We start from the raw sequence: 17,634 nt of genomic DNA, 5'->3' as shown, positions 1-17,634 counted from the left end.
GTCACCCACACTCAACTCGGAAGAGCCGCTAAAGGTGTTGTTGCATTAATCTCTTCGGTGCGGTTGTTATGTGCCGTTGTTGTGCGCCGAGATATTCCCTCTGTAAGAGGTACAGAGCGCACCCTGAATAGAGTCGAAAATAATAAGTGCCCTACCTATGTGTCAACGTGGGGATTTCCTCTGATGTCGAGATGATTATCGGATGGAATTCTGACGCAGATCGCCTGAATATTATGCGGAAATATATACCGGAAATGGTGCCGTATATATTTTTGCGAATTATTGAAATTTCTCACTTAAACATATAAATTTTTAAAAATTTCTGCAATATATTCATGCACGTGCAGGAAACAAGGGGTTTAGGTGTTGGTCTGTGTGGGTTCTTGTGCGTTCACCTCTTCCGCAAACCCTCGTATTGGCACTGTAGTCCCTCAGAACCCACCTGTAGCACCTTCCCGCGGTACATCCGACGGTAATATGCGCACACTCTGCACAGACTGCCTCCGCAAAAACAGCCAGCCCCGGCAAAAACAGGTAGCACCGACCGGGCGGCACCCGTCCATCTTCAGGGTAGGCTCACCTGCGTGAGCTAGACCCCTCAAAACCGCCCCCGAACCCCGCCAGAAGCCCCGAAGCCGCGCCTAAACCGCCCCTAGAACGCCCGGAACAGCTCATCTGTTCTCTTGATGGCGAACAGACGCCCATCAGCCCGCCCTTTCAGCCGCGCTCAACGTACTCTTGTATCAATAGGAAAATGCAAGGAGTGCGTAAATGTTTGAACGCTTTACCGATCGAGCTCGGCGCGTTGTGGTGCTTGCCCAGGAAGAGGCACGCATGCTCAACCACAACTACATCGGTACCGAACACCTTCTGCTCGGTCTGATTCACGAGGGCGAAGGCATCGGTGCCCGCGCCCTGGAATCATTGGGCGTTACCCTGAACGCAGTACGTGAACAGGTTCAGGACATCGTCGGCCCCGGCCCCCAGGCGCCTAATGGCCACATCCCCTTCACCCCGCGCGCGAAGAAGGTTCTCGAACTGTCCATGCGCGAGGCTATTCAGCTGAACCACGGCTACATCGGCACCGAACACATCCTGCTGGGCATGGTTCGTGCAAACGAGGGCGTGGCAAACCAGGTGCTGGTCAAGCTGGGCGCTGAGCCCGCTGCCGTGCGCCAGGCCGTGATGGACTTGATTTCCGGCTACCCCGGCAACAACTCCGGTGAAAAGGAAACCGCCGGCGTGGGTGCAGGCAACTCTCGCGAAGGCACTCCCGCGGGTTCGACCATCCTGGATCAGTTCGGCCGCAACCTCACCGCAGCAGCGCGTGAGGGCGAGCTGGACCCGGTCATCGGCCGCCACAAGGAGATGGAACGCGTCATGCAGGTCCTCTCCCGCCGTACTAAGAACAACCCCGTGCTGATTGGTGAGCCCGGTGTCGGTAAGACCGCCGTCGTGGAGGGCCTGGCACAGGCTATCGTGCACGGTGACGTCCCCGAAACCCTCAAGGACAAGCACCTGTACACCCTGGACCTGGGCTCCCTGGTCGCAGGTTCGCGCTACCGCGGTGACTTCGAAGAGCGCCTGAAGAAGGTTCTGAAGGAGATTCGCTCCCGCGGCGACATCATCCTGTTCATTGACGAGATCCACACCCTCGTTGGTGCAGGTGCCGCAGAGGGCGCAATTGACGCTGCCTCCATCCTCAAGCCCATGCTGGCTCGAGGCGAACTGCAGACCATCGGTGCAACCACCCTGGACGAGTACCGCAAGCACATTGAGAAGGACGCCGCCCTGGAACGCCGCTTCCAGCCGATTCAGGTTGATGAGCCCTCTCAGGAGCTCGCCGTGCAGATCCTCAAGGGCGTGCGCGATAAGTACGAGGCACACCACCGCGTCACCATTACCGACGAGGCTATCGAGACTGCCGTGAACCTTGCGGCACGCTACATCTCTGACCGCTTCCTGCCGGATAAGGCTGTCGACCTGATTGACGAGGCGGGCGCACGCCTGCGCATCAAGCGCATGACCGCACCCCCGGAAATCAAGCTGCTCGACGAGAAGGCCGCCAAGCTGCGCCAGCAGAAGGAAGACGCCATCAACTCCCAGGATTACGAGAAGGCCGCAGGCCTGCGTGATCAGGAGCAGAAGGTCCTGGCTGAGAAGGAAGAAGCCGAGAAGGCATGGCGCGAAGGCGGCGACGCATTCGGCACCGTGACCCCCGAGGTTATTTCTGAGGTTCTGGCCGCTTCCACCGGTGTTCCCGTCTACAAGATCACCGAGGAAGAGTCCAGCCGCCTGCTGACCATGGAGCAGGAGCTCCACAAGCGCGTTATCGGTCAGGAGCACGCTATTGCGGCACTGTCCCGCGCTATCCGCCGTACCCGCGCAGGTCTGAAGGACCCGCGCCGTCCCGGTGGTTCGTTCATCTTCGCCGGTCCGACCGGTGTGGGTAAGACCGAGCTTGCCAAGGCTCTTGCCGAGTTCCTGTTTGGCGATGAGGATTCGCTCATCACCCTGGATATGTCCGAGTACCAGGAGAAGCACACCGTCTCCCGTCTGTTCGGTGCGCCTCCCGGCTACGTTGGCTACGATGAGGGCGGCCAGCTGACCGAGAAGGTCCGCCGCAAGCCGTTCTCCGTGGTCCTGTTCGACGAGGTTGAGAAGGCCCACGCCGACCTGTTCAACTCGCTGCTGCAGATTCTGGAAGACGGTCGCCTGACCGACTCGCAGGGTCGCGTGGTGGACTTCAAGAACACCGTCATCATCATGACCACCAACCTGGGTTCGCGTGACGTGAACCGCCGCATCCCGGTTGGTTTCCAGGCGATGGATGACACTGCAGCCGACTACGAGCGTATGCAGGCACGCGTGATGGAGAACCTCAAGGAGCACTTCCGCCCCGAGTTCCTGAACCGTGTGGATGACATTATCGTCTTCCCGCAGCTCTCCGAGTCTGAGATTCTGCAGATTGTGGACCTGTTCGTGGGTCGCCTGGCTAAGCGCCTGGCGGAGCAGGATATGTCCATTGAGCTGACCAACGCTGCGAAGGTTCTCATGGCGGCTAAGGGTTACGACCCGTCCATGGGTGCTCGTCCTCTGCGCCGCGAGATGCAGCGCAACATTGAGGACGCCCTGTCTGAGAAGATCCTCTTCGGCGACATCAAGCCCGGTGAGAAGATCACCGTGGACGTTGAGGGTGAGGGCGACTCCGCGAAGTTCGTCTTCTCTTCTCAGTCGATGAAGGAGCTGGCTCTGGACTCGGTGCAGGAGCTGAACGAGGATGCCGCAGAGGCTCCTGCAGCTGAGGCACCTGCCGCTGAGGGCCAGGGCAACGACTAAGCTCTGGAATAAGTCCTAGGTAGCTAGGCTTAGCGCACTAAACGCCTGTGGGGCGGTACCGAATAATTCGGTACCGCCCCACAGGCGTTTCTATGTGTTTGCGAGGCTCTAAGTCTTGGGGAGGCTCTAGAAGCCCCCAGGAGCCTTTCTACGGCAGGTACTAGAGCGAGACGAGCACTGCATCGCCCTGCGTGACTTCGCGTGCCAGAGAGTCCGCCAGAAGCCCCGCGTAGCAGCGCTGCAGCTGCTCGGCGGCGGGGGAGAGCGCATACAGCGCCTTGAGCGGGCGATGCACCGCGGCGGGTGCATCCGCCGGGAAGGCCAAGTCAGGCGAAGCTGATGCACCAGTGGCCGCAGTGGTGCCTGCACCCAGGATGAGGTCGCGTTCCACTGGCTCATGCGCCGCACGCAACACCGCCATGACTGCGCCGCGCACCTGGCGGTCCGTGCCGTGCCAGCTCTGACCCTTGGGGGTGTACTCCGCCTCCGGCTTACCTGCCGCAACCCAGGCACACAGATCCTCCACCGGGCACAGCTGACAGGTTGGGGACTTTGCCGTGCAGACCAGCGCACCGAGCTCCATGGTCGCCGCGTTCCACAGGCAGGAGGTGGGGGTGTCGGCGGGCATGAGTGCCTCCGCCAGGCGAGTCTCGGCCGCCGTCAACGAACGCGAGGGCAACGCCTTGCCGGATACAGCGCGCGCATGCACGCGGCGGATATTCGTATCAATCACCGTGGCGCGCAGACCAAACGCGAACACGCTAATCGCCGCCGCCGTGTAGGAACCCACGCCCGGCAGCGCCAGTAGCGCATCGTAGTCGGCGGGAACCTCGCCGCCGTGCTGCTCCACAATCGCTACAGCGGCACCGTGCAGACGCTGCGCGCGGCGCGGGTAACCCAGGCGGCCCCAGGCGCGCACCGCCTCCGAGGTGGGCTCGGCGGCAAGGTCAGCGGGGGCGGGCCAGCGGCGCATCCACTCCTCCCACACGGGCAGCACGCGCTTGACGGGGGTCTGCTGTAGCATGAACTCGCTGACCATCACACCCCAGGGGGTGCACTCGTCGCGGCGCCACGGAAGGTCGCGTGCCTGGTCGAGGAACCACTGGTTGATGCGTTGGTGAAGCGCTTCAACATTAGTTCCTTCAGGGAGGTGTTGGGTAGGGGTGGATGCTTCTGTGGTCATCCGAAAAGCCTACGCCACGGGGCATATATTCCCAAAACCGCATGAACAGAGTTCACTGTGAATCTCAGGGTTAAACCCGGTATCCTTGAGGTATGTCTGAAAATGGTCCCGTTCTGCCTCCCGAAGTCTACCGCCGCCGTCGCATCGTGGCGGTTATTGCTCTGCTTGCTATTATTCTGCTGCTGGTTGCCGGCGTGACCTCCATGGTCGGCATGATTAACGGCAAGAAGGACGCCACTGTAGCCTCCACCGCGACGGCTTCCGGCGCGCCCTTCCAGAGCTTCAGTGCTCGCCCCTCCGAAACTGCTTCGGCAACCCCGTCCGCTAGTGCGACTGCCTCGGCTACCGCAACTGCCTCGGCTAGCGCATCAGTAACCCCTTCGGTGACTGCATCTGTAGCACCCACTGCAAGCGCGACCACCGCTACCCCCGTAGCAACCCCGACCACGCCCGCGCCGACTCCGAGCGTGACCACTGCGGCTGTTGTTGCGGCGTGCACCGCGAACGACCTGAAGGTGACCGTCACCCCCGCGAAGCGTACCTTCGCAGCCGGTGAGCAGGTGTCCTTCCACGTGACCTACACGAATTCCTCGAAGACCCCCTGCGCTGTGGGCGGCGAGGGTGCAAACACCGGCGTGGACCTGAACATTACTTCCGGTGCAGCTCAGGTGTACACCCGTAGCCTGTGCGCGGCGACCGCCGTTCAGAAGTCTGAGGTAGCCGCAGGTGCTGAGGGTGCAACCGACCTGGCGTGGGATCGTAAGATCAACGTCCTGGGTTGCTCCTCCGCTTCGACCGCTCAGAAGGGATCTTACTGGGCGACTGCCACGGTGAATGGTGTGACTTCGGCTCAGGTGAACTTTGTGATTCAGTAGTTCACTTCTATAGTTTTCGCCCGTGAATGGGCACGCAAAAGCCCCCGTGCTGGATATTCTCCGGCACGGGGGCTTTTTGTATAGGTCTATTGCGTGGCGCTATTTGGAGGCGCGAGGCTTGGCGAAGCGGCGCTCGCCCAGGTACCCGAGCAGGCTACCGAATGCGGTCCACTGTAGTGCCGCCAAAAGCAGGGTGGACAGGTCGGTCACCTCAAAGGAATTGGGGATGACCTTGAACCACAGTAGCGGCAGGTAAATCAGGAACAGAATGGGGGACGCCCACACGAAGAACGGGACGGGGCGCTTAGCCGACGGATACTTAGCTCGTGAGTATGACATTGTGACCTCCTTGGGGTGTCAAGGTGTGAAGGGTAACCTCCACTGTCACTACATCATAATGCAAAAGGTTCTTGTGGGGCAGGAAAAGGCCGCCGAGTAGATGTACTTCTAGATGTATTTTTCTAGGCTGCTCTCGGCCATGCGGGAGAGCTGCTCACGCACCGTGCGGGCGCGAGCCTCACCCACACCGTCCACGGCACGCAGGTCCTCAAGGGATGCCGCCATGAGAGCCTGCAGGCTGCCGAAGCGCTCCACCAGACGCTCAGAAATAGCGTTCGGGATGCTCGGAATACCGGCGAGCAGACGGAAACCGCGAGGCTGCAGGGGGAACTCCAGGTCGGGGTTCTCGCCAAAGCCGACAGTGCGGGCAATCGTGCGCAGATCCACGATAGCCATATCGTCCAGGTTCTGAAGCGCCTCAACGCCGGCGGCGATCAGCTCGTCATTCGTCTCGGGCAGATAGTCGCGCAGAATCAGATCGCTGGCGGTCATCTCGGGGGCGCGCAGCTCCTCCAGCTGCAGGGCAATCAGGCGGCCGTGCACGCCGAGCTCCAGCACGTAGTGGCTGACCTCGCGGATAATGCGGTTCACCATCTCCATACGCTGAAGGGTCATCGCCACATCCGCCAGGGACACGTTGGACTCAATCTCCAGGGCCGAGAGTGAGGAAAGCACCGAACGCAGGCGCTTCTTATAGCTTTCAAGGGTCTGAATCGCCTGGTTCGCGCGGGCCATGAGGTACTGGCTGTCCTCGACCGTGTAGCGGGTGCCGTCAACGTACACCGAAATCATAGACATCGACGCGCTCACCGAAATCACCGGGAAACCGGTCTGAATCGCGGTGCGTTCGGCGGTGCGGTGGCGGGTACCGGACTCGTTCGTGTCAATGGAGGCGTCCGGCATGAGCTGCACGCCGGCGTGCAACAGGCGGGTGGCGTCACGGTCGCAGATGATAGCGCCGTCCATCTTCGCCAGCTCGCGCAGGCGCGTTGCCGAGAACTCGGTGTCGATGTTGAAACCGCCCGAAGACAGGGAGGATACGGTGCGGTCGGATCCGAGTACGATGAGCGCGCCCGTACGGCCACGCATGATGCGTTCCAGGCCCTCGCGGAGCTCGGTGCCGGGGGCGATTCGGGCGATAGTTTTAAGCAATAGGTCACTATAATTCATCTGCACAAAAAACATTGTACCTGTAAGGGTGGTTATTGAGCCAGGTCAGGGGCGGAACGGCGGGCTAAAGTGCCTCAAAAGCGAACGGATATTCTCGATATTTATACGGGAGTGCACGAGGTGAAACTATCTGCATTTAAGGGTAAAAGTGTGTTCTGCGGTACCCCTTTTCGCCGTGACTAAACACCGCGCACCATATCGCCCCAGACCCTAAAATAGACCCATGACCGCGCGCACGAAAAACACCAAAACCGCACCCGCCTACCGCTGCACCGAATGCGGCTGGACCACCGCCAAATGGGTAGGCCGCTGCGGCGAATGCCAAACCTGGGGCACCGTCGAAGAAGCCGCCGGGGGCACCCGTGCGCGCACCCGCGCCGCATCCAGCGTGCAGAAACCCGCCCAGCCCATTGCAGAAGTCGACTCGCGCGTAGCCGCCTACATGAGCACCGGAAACCCCGAATTTGATCGCGTGCTCGGTGGTGGACTCGTACCCGGCGCGGTCATCCTCATGGCGGGCGAACCCGGCGTGGGCAAATCCACCCTGCTGCTGGATGTCGCCGCCACCTTCGCGCGCGGCACCGCCGGGATTGCGGGACAGCAGGGGGCGCAGAATATCGCACCCCAGCCGCCGCGCCCGGTCCTGTACATCACCGGCGAGGAATCCGCCGCGCAGGTCAAACTCCGCGCCGACCGCATCGGCGCCATCGCGGACACCCTCTACCTGACCAGCGAAACTGACCTCGGCACCGCCCTAGCGCATATTGAGCAGGTCAACCCCTCCCTGCTGGTCATCGACTCGGTGCAGACCCTCGCCTCCGCGGAAGTTGAGGGTAGCGCCGGCGGTGTGACCCAGGTGCGTGAGGTTGCCGCCTCCGTGATTGCCGCGGCTAAGGAACGCAATATGTGCACCCTGCTCGTGGGTCACGTGACTAAGGAAGGCACCATCGCGGGCCCGCGCCTGCTTGAGCACCTGGTGGACGTGGTCTGCCAGTTCGAGGGCGATAAGCACTCGAATATCCGCATGCTACGCGCGATTAAGAACCGCTTCGGACCCACCGACGAGGTGGGCTGCTTCGACATGCACGAGGACGGCATCGCACCGGTGCTGGACCCCTCCGGCATGTTCGTCTCCAGTACCCCGCACCCGGTGGCGGGCACCTGCGTGACCGTCACGATGGAGGGCCGCCGACCCCTGCTCGCGGAGGTACAGGCGCTACTGGATCAGGCGGTGGCACCCGCCCCGCGCCGTACCGTTTCGGGCCTGGATTCGGCGCGTATTCAGATGCTGCTGGCGGTGCTGCAGCGCCGCGCCGGGCTGAACGTGGGCAAGCTCGACTGCTATGTATCCACGGTGGGCGGCGCAAAAATTGCCGAGCCCGCCGCCGACCTGGCGTGCGTTATGGCGCTTGCCTCGGCGGCGCAAAATAAGCCGCTACCGCGCAAACTCGCAGTCTTCGGCGAGGTGGGCCTGGCCGGTGAAGTGCGCGCCGTGCCGGGCATCCGCCAGCGCATTGCGGAGGTGGGCCGCCTGGGCTTCACGCACGTGCTGGTGCCCGCCTCCCCGACCGGCGTGGGGGACGTGCCCGAGGGCGTGACCGTGCGTGAGGTAACCACCCTGGGCGAGGCGCTCGCGCTGCTCTTCCCACAGAAGTAACCGCCCGCGCATCAACAGCATAGAGATAGCGGAGGAGGGGGCTCCCGGCTGGCGTGAATACCGGCCGGGAGCCCCCTCCGTTGCGTCTTGATGGGTTGCCGCTGACCCCGCTAGAAACCCTCCAGAAACCCGCTAGGAGGAGCGGCTCTCCTCCTCGTTCTCGTGCAACATGATGTTGATCGAGCGGGTGTTGAGCTTGTTCGTGTGGTGGGTGTTCACCGCGCTATCGGTCACGTCATCAACCACCGTGGAGTCGTCCATGTCAGCGTCAACAATCGGGATTGCCGAGGTACGCGGTGCATGTTTGGTGACCGCCTCACCCAGGGGCACCAGAACCGCCACGGCGTCCTTGTGGGACATACCGGTTGCCTCCATAAAGTCCACCACAATCAGGCGGAGCATCAGCACGAGCGACTCGCCCTCAAAGGTTGCCACACCCATCGTGCGCGGCTCGAGGGTGCCGGCAAGCTTAATCATGCGCTCGCGTGCCTCCATCATGTAGTGCTCGCGTTCGCCCTCCGTCGGGGCAGACATGCCCAAGCCGAGGCTCTGTGCCGCCACCGACAGCTCGGTCAGCGCGTCACTGAGCGAGAGCTGCGCGGCAGTGCGTAGCTGCACGTGGTGAATCGTGGACGCCATGCGGCGGTTGAGCACACGGTCGTTACGGATCGCCAAATCCACCGCGGCGAGGGTCTTTGCCATGCGCGCCAGCTCGCCCTTGCTCTTGCGGCTATTCCAGGACAGCTCATTCATACCCTGCGCGGTGATTAGGTCGCCTCGGCACGCATCATACAGTGGTTGCAGGGCGCGTGCATCAAGCAGGCTCTGGTACGCCTTGTTGTAGTCGTAGTAGCGGATTGCCTCAGAGGAAAGCTGGAAAACCTTCGCGAACGCATCCATGAGAGCCTGCGCGCGGGCACGCGGGTTCTTACGCGGGTCGCGCGGCATCAGGTACATGGCGAGGAACGCAAAGGCGCCACCAACGATACCGTCGAAACTGCGGGTGAACGCATCGTCAGGTACGGGCAGCAGCAACGTGAAACAGGCCTGGAAGCTGAGCTGAATCGTAAAAATAATGCCCTTATCAATAAATCGGGCAATAATCACGGTCAAGAAAAGCACCACTGCCGCCTGCCAGGTACCGTGACCGAGCAGAATCAGCAGAAGGTCGCCAATGAGAATGCCGAGGGTCACGCCGAAGGAGACCTCAAGGATTCGGCGGGAATGCTTAGCGCCGCTTACATAGCCGAGGGATACGAGGGCAGCGACCGGCGCGAAAATGGGTTCCTGGTGGCCCAGGATGTGCTCAGCGAAAAGCCAAGCGCCCATAGACGCCGCAACAATCTGCACAGACTGAAAGAAGTCTGCTCGGACTCGGTGAATACCCTCATGAATGAACTGCCGGGTGTTCTGTTCAGTAGTGCGTAGAATCTCTGCGAAGCGTGCCATGAGCACCATCATACCGGCGCGTGTGCGGTGCACAAGAGGCTGGGGCAGTGTTGGGGGCAAGTGTGAGAGACCCCGCGCCCCGGCCCCCGCATAGCACTCTGGCTTGGGTGGTTTTTCGCGCGGAAACTTTAGCTCAAGGGCTCAGCCGCGAATCTAGCCGCGGAGGCGCCGCGCTACCTTCGCCAGCAGACCCTGCCGGGCGGGTGCCTCAGCAGATGACTCAGGCTCAACGGTGACAGGATGCGTTTCTTCGGCGCCGTGCGCCCCGTGAATACCGTGCGCACTGTACGCACCACCGATAGCGCGGGCGTATTCGAGCTGCCGGCGGTGCTCGGCATCCCAGGAGTGCGCCCGGTCGGACATTGCCCACTCAAACCCAGCGGTGAGGGAGGTTTCGGTGAAGAGCTCGCGGGCGGCACGGACGGTCGCACCCAGCGGCTCGGGGAGAGCCGGGGTTTGCTCTGCGGCAGGAAAAGGCGCGGGGGCTTCTGCCTTGCCGCTAGTTTCTGCATCGGGGGCAAGAATCTGCGCGATCAGGTAGGCACGCTCGGTGCGCAGTACCTCCAGCAGTTCGGTGCGGCGTGCATCCGATGCCACCGCCGCGTGCCGCAGGGCGGCGGCAACCATCAGCTCGGGAACGCCACCGGCGAGCATGCCCAGCGGCAGGGTGAACTCGCCCAGCCCGTACTGACGCAGGGCACCGCCCACGCGCATCTGCGTGAAAGCGTCCGGCACGAGGGCGAGCACGGGAATACCCGCCGCGGCAGAGAACACCGCCGGGTGGTAGCGGCTGGTCAGCGTGAACGCCGCGCCACGGTGCACGGTGACGCTCTGGTCGGCGTGCAGAATCGGTAGCAGGGTCGCAGGGGTGGAGGGACTGAGCTGCTCGGCGATGCGATGGTGCGCCTGAATATCGCCGCTGGTCGGGTCCTGCGGGTCGCCAAAATGGCTCAGGAACACGGGGGCGTAGCCGTGCTCGCGCCACATACCATTGAGTAGACGCGCAATCTGCTGTGCCTGCTGTTCGGTGCACTCGTTGACGGTCACGCAGACGTAGTGTTCCGGCAGCTTGTTAAGCATCTGACCTGCGGAAATACCCTCTGCATAGCGCAGGGTGCGTGCCGGGGAGTCCACCAGGTAGTCGGTGGCGTCGTCCACGCTCAGGCGCGCATCAATACCCCGCTCACGGCACCAGGCAAGGGAAGAATGTTCGCGCACCGTCACCGAACGGGCGGTGCGCAGCATACGCTCCAGAACCTGCGCGTCCTCGGGGCTGAGCACCGGGCCCAGGGACTGGCCGGTCACGTACACGGGCACGCCCGCATGCTCGGCGGCACGCACTGCGGCGGCGCGTTCGTAGAGCAGCCAGCCGTAGCGGGAATTGAGGTTGCCGCCGCCGGAGACCACGACCGCGTCCATGGCAGCGATAGCGTCCGCGAATTCCACCATGCGCTCAACGGTCTGCGCCAGGGGATGTAACACCTCCGGCAGCGCCTGCACCTGCGGCAGAGCTACCAGCTCAGAGGTGGAGGGGCGCTCTCGGTCGGCGTGCAGCTGCGTCAGGACGCACTCGAGCGCCGCGAGGGTCAGCTCGCGTTCAGCCGGCGCCCAGGGGAAGAGGAAAAACGGCAGGTACTCGTAGGGCGCGCCCGCCTCATGCTGTGCCGCCTCATGATTCACCGCTGCGCCAATATAGCGCGCCGAGTGGCCCACATCGCGGGTCATGAGGGTGACCGCCGCGCCGCCTTCGGAAAGCGCTGCCGCGCTCGCGATGGTCATGGCTTCGTCGCCCACGTGGTAGGTGTGCTGGCCGATATCGCCAATGACGAGCACGCGCGGTGCTTCAGTAACGGGCAGTGCTGTAGAAGAATGATTGTTCTCTGTCATGGCTATGCGCCCTTCTGATCTGCCGACCCAGCCTCTGCCGAACCAGCCTCAGCACCGCGACGAACCAGGGAACGCTTCGCCAAGGAACGCAGCGCGCGGCCCGGGGTGCGCAGGTGCTTCAGAACCCGCAGACGCTCCTCAATAGCCTGCTGGCGGTTCTCAATAGCCTGCTGACGGGCCTCGATACGTTCCAGGCGGCTCTCAATAGAGCGCAGAATATCTAGGGATTCGCGGGTCAGATCGTGCCCGTCAATCACGCGACGCTCCAGGTCAGCCGCCAAATGCGCCTGATACAGGTACGCACCGGGTCGGGCACCCGCCTGCAGATCCTCGCGGATAGCGCGGGCACGCACCAACGAATCGAAGCGGGCATGATCAGCCTGACGCTTCACGCTATTTGCCTCAGCACCTTCTGCGTCGGGGCGTAGCGACCAGTACGCCAGCGGCTCATCCACCAGCAGAATATCCGCAACGGAGGCGGCACGCATGTTGAACTCCCAGTCGCCGACCACCGGCAGGGACTCGTCGTAGAAACCGACCAGCTCGTGTAGGCTGCGGCGGTAGAGAATACCGATTGGCACGGCACGGTTCGTGCGGAAGAGGAACTGCAAACCCATGCCGGGCAGGCCGTCGTGGAAAATACGCTCCTCGTACACCTCGAACTCGCCGTCGGCGTTCTCACGTTCGTACCGCTCCACAACGCGGGTGGTGCACATGAGCGCGCCGCTCTCTTCCAGCGCCGCGACGGTGCGCTCCAGGAACTCGGGTGCCCACAGGTCGTCGTCATCGTGAATCGCCACGTATTCGGAGGTGGTCGCCGCCAAACCGGCGTTGGATGCCGCCTCCATGTTGCCGCCAGCGGTGGTCAGCAGCTGCACGCGGCTGGAATCCTGCGCGTTAGAACCCAGCAAACCCAGCGGGGAAGCCTCAATGACGGCGCGGGTTGCCTGCTCGTCGCCTCCGTCGTTAATCACGCAGACCGTGTAGTCGGTGAAGGTCTGCTGCGCAATATTCTCCAGCGCGCGGCTCAAGAAGCGGGGGCGGCCCTTCGTGCGGACCAGAATAGCTACGGTAGGGGAAGACATAACCACAATCAGTCGAGGGTGAATGGGCCCGTGCCAGCCCAGGAACTCAACCCATTATGAAGGTGTGCACTGTTCAGACTCAACCCGCCGCCCGGCTAACCCGCGACAGTGGGCATGCAGGGGCACGAGCCGCCCCTAAAATTTAGCTGATGGACTGTAGCGCCACCATTGCCAGCACACCGAGCACAAAGCACGCCGGAATGGTTACCAGCCACACCAGAAGAATCTGCAGAACAATCCTGGATTTCAACGCGTTAAAACGCTGGTTCACTCCCGCGCCGAGCGCCGATGCAGTCGCCAGGTGCGATGAGGAGAACGGCACCTGCAGCAGGAAGTAGCCGAGCACCTGCACCACCGCGGTTGTGCCCTGAGCGACCGCGCCACGGAACGGGTCTAGGCGCACCATCTTGTAGGCGAAGGTGTAGCCGATGCGGCGGCCACCGGTTAGCGTACCGGCACCCAGGCTGAGGGCAATGATGAGGGTGCCCAGCAGCATCCCGCCTCGGGTGAGAGATTGAAGCAAATCCGGGTCTATGATGCGTTCGCTCAGCAGCGCCCACAGCAACAGGTACAGGTAGCCGGTCTGCAGGCCGTGCAACAGCGAAATCGCGGAGGCAGACACCGCCAGCACCTCGCGGGCGTGCTGATTCACCAGGCGCGGGTTATGCCCCACCACGAGGCGGTAGAACGGCACCACCATCAGCCAGGACAGCAGAAAAATGAGCGGCGGTAGGTAGAAGAGCGGCAGCAGGGTCGCCCCAAAAATATGCGGCAGGAAGGCGAGCGAACCGAAGCCTTCAGCGGCGCTGTCGATCCTTGTTTGGGTCCACCAGCTCACGCCGGCAAGGGCACCCACCAGCGCGTGGGTCGAGGAAGACGGAATCCTCGAAACCCAGGTGAGCACACCCCAGATAGCGCAGACGAGCAACGCCGCAACGATGCCGTTCAGGCCGGTGGTACCCTCCGGGGCACTCACCCATGAGGCGGAATACTCACCGAGCAGCAGGAACGCACCGACCACACCGAGCACGTTGAAGAGCGCGGCAAGGTACAGGGCGGAGCGCTCGCCGAGGGCGCGGGTACGCACCGGAACAGCGACGGCGTTTGAGGCGTCGTGCACACCGGTCACGTAGACCGCGGCAATGAAGGCGCAACAGGCTAGAAGACCCAGGAGCATTAGGATTCCTGAACGATAATGCGGCCGATCTCGGCGGACACATCACGCATAGCGTTGGAAGCGGCGGTCAGCTGCGCCAGGAAGGTGGCGTAGCGGCGGTACCGTTCGGGGGTGTAGCGTTCGGCAATGTACGCGTCGTATTCTTCGGCGGTGCGCAGCGCCTGGCGGGAGATGCGCAGCATGTCCATCCAGTAGTTGTCGAGGCCGCGAATATCAGCAAGTTTGGGGATGACGGCGGCGGTCAGCACCGCCTGACGCTGAATAATATCCAGGATTGAGGTGATGTGCGTGGCGAAGCCGTCAATGCTGTGCAGGGACAGCACGTGTGCGGCGCTGGTGAGCTTCTCAACGGCGTTGGTGAGCTTGCGTGCCAGCGTGTACAGGTCTTCACGCGGAATCGGCGGGGAGAAGGAGCTGCGCACCTCGGTGAGGGTTCGGAACAGCAGGTTCGTGGAGTCCGCCTCGTGGGTGAGCATGCGTTCGAAGAGTTCGGGGTACTCCGCGACGGGGGAGCCGACCATTTCAGAGAGCAATGCCGCCGCCTCACCGACCTGCGCTGAAATTTCAGCGAGGGAGGCGAGGGATTCGTTTGCGTGGGGGAAAAGTCGGTGCAGCATAGTTCCCAGTCTAACCAGTATTGGGTGGTGCGGGTGCGCATAGCCCGCGCGTATCTCATGAGCGCTCGACCCGCAAACGTCACTGCAACGACCAGTAAATGTTATAGCGCCGACCTGTTCGCGGTTGCCCGTGAGGGTTTTAAACAAAAAACGGTGGGGGTCGATTTCTCGACCCCCACCGGAACGTTTAGGGATGTCGGGTTGGGAGCGCCTCTCGGCGGAAGGCCGCTCGAAGCGGCTAAAGATTTGGAGCCCGGGGCTACCTATTAGCAACCCGACATCTTGTAATTATTATCCACCCGCACCCGGCGCAGAGTCAATTAGAAACAGGCTTTTCACGCCTTTGCGACCCAATGTGGAACCTGTGCCAATTCGCGGCACGAACCCGCATTTTTAGGCGCCCAAACGTTGCAGAAGACTAGAATGCTTCGAGGTTGGTCTGCGATTTTTCCTGCGCAGAATCACTCTCCGAACCCCCGTTAGCCTGCTGACTAGCCTCAGCGGCGCGCAGCTGGGCGGCGACCGCCTCCAAATCGTGCGCAATCTGCTCCATCTGCTGAGCCTGACGCGGCAGACGAGCACGACGCTCCACCGCCTCACGCTTCACCTCATGGCTACCCGGAACCGCACCATCCTGCCCGGCAGAGCGCGCATAATCGGTGCGAATACCCAGCGCCACCACGTGCGCAAACGCCGCGCAACGTTCCATCGCAATGTCCATATCGCCGGTGTACAGGCCCGTCAGAATCTCATCAATTGTGCGGACCACCTCGTCGGCACTCGGCGGGTCGGGAACACCCGCCACCACGTGCGAACGGTAATCCTCCGCCATGCCCAGCTCAAAAGCGCGGCTCACCCCGCGTGGCGAACGATGCACCACGTCCCGCAGCCAGTACATGCGCCACAGCGCACCCGGCAGGGAGTGGGCGCTCGCGTGCGACCAGAGTTCGGCGAGCATCTCAATACCGTAGTCGTCGGTGAAGCTGACGAGCCGCTCGGTCATCTGCTCGTCGGTGCCGCGTCCGCGCATCAGCAGGATGCGTGCGGAGGCGTGCGCCGCCTCTTCGCGTGCGGCGGGGTCCATGCCGCCTTCGTGGCGTTCAAATTTCTCGGCGGAGTAGAGGACGGGGCGGTGGTGGGTGCGGTGTCGGCTGCGCCAGGAGGCGCCGGTTGATGATGCGGGTGTAGACATAGGATTTCCCAGTGTACCGTTCATTGGCTGGGGGCCGGTAGTGTATAGTATTTCTATCTGCACACTTTCAGTTTTGTGTGGATAGGAGCGCCTTTAGCTCAGTCGGTAGAGCTACGGACTTTTAATCCGCAGGTCGTGGGTTCGAGCCCCACAGGGCGCACTAGCCGACCCGTCGCCTCCCGCTTTGCGGGGGTCGGCGGGTTTTTGCGTCTTCACCCTCGTGTGCGGGGTTTTACCCCCGTGTTGATTCCGTGTGGTGGGGCGTGTCCTGCCGGGTTGGCCTGGCAGTTTTTGATTTGTGTACGTTGACCCGAAAAGATGAGGAAACCCGTGAGCGTCACCATTAAGAACCCTGAAGAAATCACGATTCTTGCCACTGGCGGCACGATCGATAAGTTCTATTCGGTGGCGGGCACCATGGATATTGGTGAGCCTGCCGCTAAGGACCTGCTGGACCGCGTCATCACTGACGTGCGCTTCGATATTCGTCCGCTGATTGGCAAGGACAGCCTGGACATGACCGATGAGGATCGTGCCGAGCTGACCGAGGCGCTGAACGCTGTCACTAACGACCAGGTGCTCATCACTCACGGTACCGACACCATGCCGGAGACTGCCCGTTACCTGGTGGAGCATGCCGACCTGGGCAATAAGGTCGTGGTGCTGACCGGTGCGATGCAGCCCGCCGTGATGGCTCGTTCGGATGCAGGCTTCAACCTGGGTGCCGCTATTGCCGCCCTGAATCTGCTGGAGCCGGGTGTGTACATCAGCATGAGCGGTCGTATTTTCCCTGCTGAGAGCGTGCGTAAGGACCGTTCGCGCGGCATTTTTGAGGGCTAGGATGGCTGATTCCGCTCGTATGCGGCGGGGTGAACCGGTTTCTGCCGCTGAGCTTGCGCCGGTTGAGGGCTCCTCGGATCTTGTGCCGCAGGAGCATATGTCGCAGGCGCAGCTTATGCAGCTGCAGGCTATGGATGAGCTGGAGCAGCAGGCTGATGAGTTCTGGAATGTCACCAGTGATTACCCGCTGCCGGCTAAGAACCTGTACCTGGTGCGTGTGCTGCTGCTGGTCGTACCCTCGCTGATTACTGTTTATTACTTCATTCGCGTCACGCTTTTCCCGATTGGTGCGGTGCCGCTGGTCTATCTGGTGATGCATATGTGGGTTGCCATGATTTACCGGGCGAACCGTTCGGTGAAGTTGGTGTTGCTGGCGAATGCAGCGTCCGGGGTCGCGGCGGCGATTATGACGGCGTTCTTTGCCTATGCGCTTGTGACGGTGCAGGGTCCGCAGACGCTGCTGGACCGTGTGGGCGTGTTCTACACGGTGAGCTTGCTGACGGTCATGGCGTCGTTCGCGTTGGAGGTTCTGTTCTCGCTGTTCTATAGTTTGGCGGTTCGTAGGAGCTTGCGTCTGACGCAGAAGAAGCAAGAGGAAGAACAGCGGAACGCAGAACAGCAGCATGCAGAGGACCCGAACGCGGAGGCTTCGCAGGTAGCGGAGTAGGGCTAACGCGCCCCGGCGGGCGGGGATTCTACCCCGCGTATCCGCGCCTCCGACGGGGTGATAACGAGGCGATAAGCGGCGGTGTGACACGCTCCCCGCGACGCCCAGCTACTGCTCAGATTCCCTTAAAGTACGCGTGATACGGTAGAGACAGAAA

The 17,634-nt window shown here is 62.1% G+C and carries 14 protein-coding genes and 1 tRNA gene; 6 read left to right on the top strand and 9 right to left on the bottom strand.

Annotation, left to right across the window (positions count from 1 at the left end):
• Positions 1 to 771: 771 nt before the first annotated feature.
• The gene (locus HMPREF2884_RS02795) at positions 772 to 3,339 is read left to right on the top strand and encodes an ATP-dependent Clp protease ATP-binding subunit (protein WP_070615424.1); all 2,568 of its coding nucleotides are present in this window, start codon (positions 772 to 774) and stop codon (positions 3,337 to 3,339) included.
• 160 nt (positions 3,340 to 3,499) lie between these two features.
• Here HMPREF2884_RS02795 and HMPREF2884_RS02790 read toward each other — a convergent pair whose 3' ends face one another.
• On the bottom strand, positions 3,500 to 4,522 hold the full coding sequence (locus HMPREF2884_RS02790; RefSeq protein WP_070615422.1) for an HhH-GPD family protein: 1,023 nt from the start codon (positions 4,520 to 4,522) through the stop codon (positions 3,500 to 3,502).
• A 92-nt stretch (positions 4,523 to 4,614) separates the two neighbouring features.
• Between HMPREF2884_RS02790 and HMPREF2884_RS02785 the strand changes: the two genes are divergently transcribed.
• The gene (locus tag HMPREF2884_RS02785; protein WP_070615419.1) at positions 4,615 to 5,397 is read left to right on the top strand and encodes a hypothetical protein; all 783 of its coding nucleotides are present in this window, start codon (positions 4,615 to 4,617) and stop codon (positions 5,395 to 5,397) included.
• A gap of 99 nt (positions 5,398 to 5,496) precedes the next feature.
• Here HMPREF2884_RS02785 and HMPREF2884_RS02780 read toward each other — a convergent pair whose 3' ends face one another.
• Positions 5,497 to 5,736 carry a hypothetical protein gene (locus HMPREF2884_RS02780; RefSeq protein ID WP_005507607.1) on the bottom strand — a complete coding sequence of 80 codons (240 nt, stop codon included), beginning with the start codon at positions 5,734 to 5,736 and terminating at the stop codon, positions 5,497 to 5,499.
• Positions 5,737 to 5,844: 108 nt separating this feature from the next.
• The gene (gene disA / locus HMPREF2884_RS02775) at positions 5,845 to 6,921 is read right to left on the bottom strand and encodes a DNA integrity scanning diadenylate cyclase DisA (RefSeq protein ID WP_070615415.1); all 1,077 of its coding nucleotides are present in this window, start codon (positions 6,919 to 6,921) and stop codon (positions 5,845 to 5,847) included.
• A gap of 208 nt (positions 6,922 to 7,129) precedes the next feature.
• On the opposite strand from disA, the gene radA reads away from it, so the two are divergent.
• Positions 7,130 to 8,563, top strand: coding sequence for a DNA repair protein RadA (gene radA / locus HMPREF2884_RS02770; RefSeq protein WP_049354023.1), 1,434 nt, complete (start codon positions 7,130 to 7,132; stop codon positions 8,561 to 8,563).
• Positions 8,564 to 8,695: 132 nt separating this feature from the next.
• On the opposite strand, the gene HMPREF2884_RS02765 is transcribed toward radA, so the two are convergent.
• The 6 genes from HMPREF2884_RS02765 to HMPREF2884_RS02735 all read right to left on the bottom strand — a co-directional run bounded on the left by HMPREF2884_RS02765 (position 8,696) and on the right by HMPREF2884_RS02735 (position 15,970).
• Positions 8,696 to 10,024: an FUSC family protein gene (locus HMPREF2884_RS02765; protein WP_070615411.1), complete on the bottom strand. Its 1,329-nt coding sequence runs from the start codon at positions 10,022 to 10,024 to the stop codon at positions 8,696 to 8,698.
• A 141-nt stretch (positions 10,025 to 10,165) separates the two neighbouring features.
• The gene (locus HMPREF2884_RS02760) at positions 10,166 to 11,899 is read right to left on the bottom strand and encodes a polysaccharide pyruvyl transferase family protein (protein WP_070615408.1); all 1,734 of its coding nucleotides are present in this window, start codon (positions 11,897 to 11,899) and stop codon (positions 10,166 to 10,168) included.
• Between the two features lie 2 nt (positions 11,900 to 11,901).
• A complete protein-coding gene (locus HMPREF2884_RS02755; protein WP_070615405.1) occupies positions 11,902 to 12,984 on the bottom strand; it encodes a glycosyltransferase family 2 protein in 1,083 nt (360 codons plus the stop codon).
• Positions 12,985 to 13,126: 142 nt separating this feature from the next.
• Positions 13,127 to 14,161: an inorganic phosphate transporter gene (locus HMPREF2884_RS02750; RefSeq protein WP_070615402.1), complete on the bottom strand. Its 1,035-nt coding sequence runs from the start codon at positions 14,159 to 14,161 to the stop codon at positions 13,127 to 13,129.
• Complete coding sequence (locus HMPREF2884_RS02745; protein ID WP_005504391.1) at positions 14,161 to 14,778, bottom strand: hypothetical protein; 618 nt, start codon at positions 14,776 to 14,778, stop codon at positions 14,161 to 14,163. Before HMPREF2884_RS02745 ends, HMPREF2884_RS02750 begins: the two co-directional genes overlap by 1 nt.
• Positions 14,779 to 15,196: 418 nt before the next feature.
• Positions 15,197 to 15,970 (bottom strand): histone acetyltransferase, encoded by a 774-nt coding sequence (locus HMPREF2884_RS02735; RefSeq protein ID WP_083309185.1) that lies wholly within the window; start codon positions 15,968 to 15,970, stop codon positions 15,197 to 15,199.
• An 87-nt stretch (positions 15,971 to 16,057) separates the two neighbouring features.
• On the opposite strand from HMPREF2884_RS02735, the gene HMPREF2884_RS02730 reads away from it, so the two are divergent.
• The 3 genes from HMPREF2884_RS02730 (at position 16,058) to HMPREF2884_RS02720 (ending at position 17,477) form a co-directional block, all read left to right on the top strand.
• Positions 16,058 to 16,130 (top strand) — tRNA-Lys (locus HMPREF2884_RS02730).
• Between the two features lie 170 nt (positions 16,131 to 16,300).
• The gene (locus HMPREF2884_RS02725) at positions 16,301 to 16,810 is read left to right on the top strand and encodes an asparaginase domain-containing protein (protein ID WP_080974859.1); all 510 of its coding nucleotides are present in this window, start codon (positions 16,301 to 16,303) and stop codon (positions 16,808 to 16,810) included.
• A gap of 1 nt (position 16,811) precedes the next feature.
• Positions 16,812 to 17,477 carry a hypothetical protein gene (locus HMPREF2884_RS02720; protein WP_044150051.1) on the top strand — a complete coding sequence of 222 codons (666 nt, stop codon included), beginning with the start codon at positions 16,812 to 16,814 and terminating at the stop codon, positions 17,475 to 17,477.
• Positions 17,478 to 17,634 lie beyond the last annotated feature (157 nt).

The organism is Rothia sp. HMSC073B08, assembly GCF_001812975.1.
Taxonomy (GTDB): Bacteria; Actinomycetota; Actinomycetes; order Actinomycetales; family Micrococcaceae; genus Rothia; species Rothia mucilaginosa.
The sequence above is the reverse complement of the archived record's forward strand: the minus strand, read 5'-3'. Positions and strand labels throughout refer to the sequence as shown.

Coding starts and splice junctions, on each gene's coding strand:
- HMPREF2884_RS02790 (WP_070615422.1), bottom strand. CDS start 4,522: ATGACCACAGAAGCATCCACCCCTACCCAACACCTCCCTGAAGGAACT.
- disA (WP_070615415.1), bottom strand. CDS start 6,921: ATGTTTTTTGTGCAGATGAATTATAGTGACCTATTGCTTAAAACTATC.
- HMPREF2884_RS02735 (WP_083309185.1), bottom strand. CDS start 15,970: ATGTCTACACCCGCATCATCAACCGGCGCCTCCTGGCGCAGCCGACAC.
- HMPREF2884_RS02750 (WP_070615402.1), bottom strand. CDS start 14,161: ATGCTCCTGGGTCTTCTAGCCTGTTGCGCCTTCATTGCCGCGGTCTAC.
- HMPREF2884_RS02795 (WP_070615424.1), top strand. CDS start 772: ATGTTTGAACGCTTTACCGATCGAGCTCGGCGCGTTGTGGTGCTTGCC.
- radA (WP_049354023.1), top strand. CDS start 7,130: ATGACCGCGCGCACGAAAAACACCAAAACCGCACCCGCCTACCGCTGC.
- HMPREF2884_RS02745 (WP_005504391.1), bottom strand. CDS start 14,778: ATGCTGCACCGACTTTTCCCCCACGCAAACGAATCCCTCGCCTCCCTC.
- HMPREF2884_RS02760 (WP_070615408.1), bottom strand. CDS start 11,899: ATGACAGAGAACAATCATTCTTCTACAGCACTGCCCGTTACTGAAGCA.
- HMPREF2884_RS02785 (WP_070615419.1), top strand. CDS start 4,615: ATGTCTGAAAATGGTCCCGTTCTGCCTCCCGAAGTCTACCGCCGCCGT.
- HMPREF2884_RS02765 (WP_070615411.1), bottom strand. CDS start 10,024: ATGATGGTGCTCATGGCACGCTTCGCAGAGATTCTACGCACTACTGAA.
- HMPREF2884_RS02755 (WP_070615405.1), bottom strand. CDS start 12,984: ATGTCTTCCCCTACCGTAGCTATTCTGGTCCGCACGAAGGGCCGCCCC.
- HMPREF2884_RS02720 (WP_044150051.1), top strand. CDS start 16,812: ATGGCTGATTCCGCTCGTATGCGGCGGGGTGAACCGGTTTCTGCCGCT.
- HMPREF2884_RS02780 (WP_005507607.1), bottom strand. CDS start 5,736: ATGTCATACTCACGAGCTAAGTATCCGTCGGCTAAGCGCCCCGTCCCG.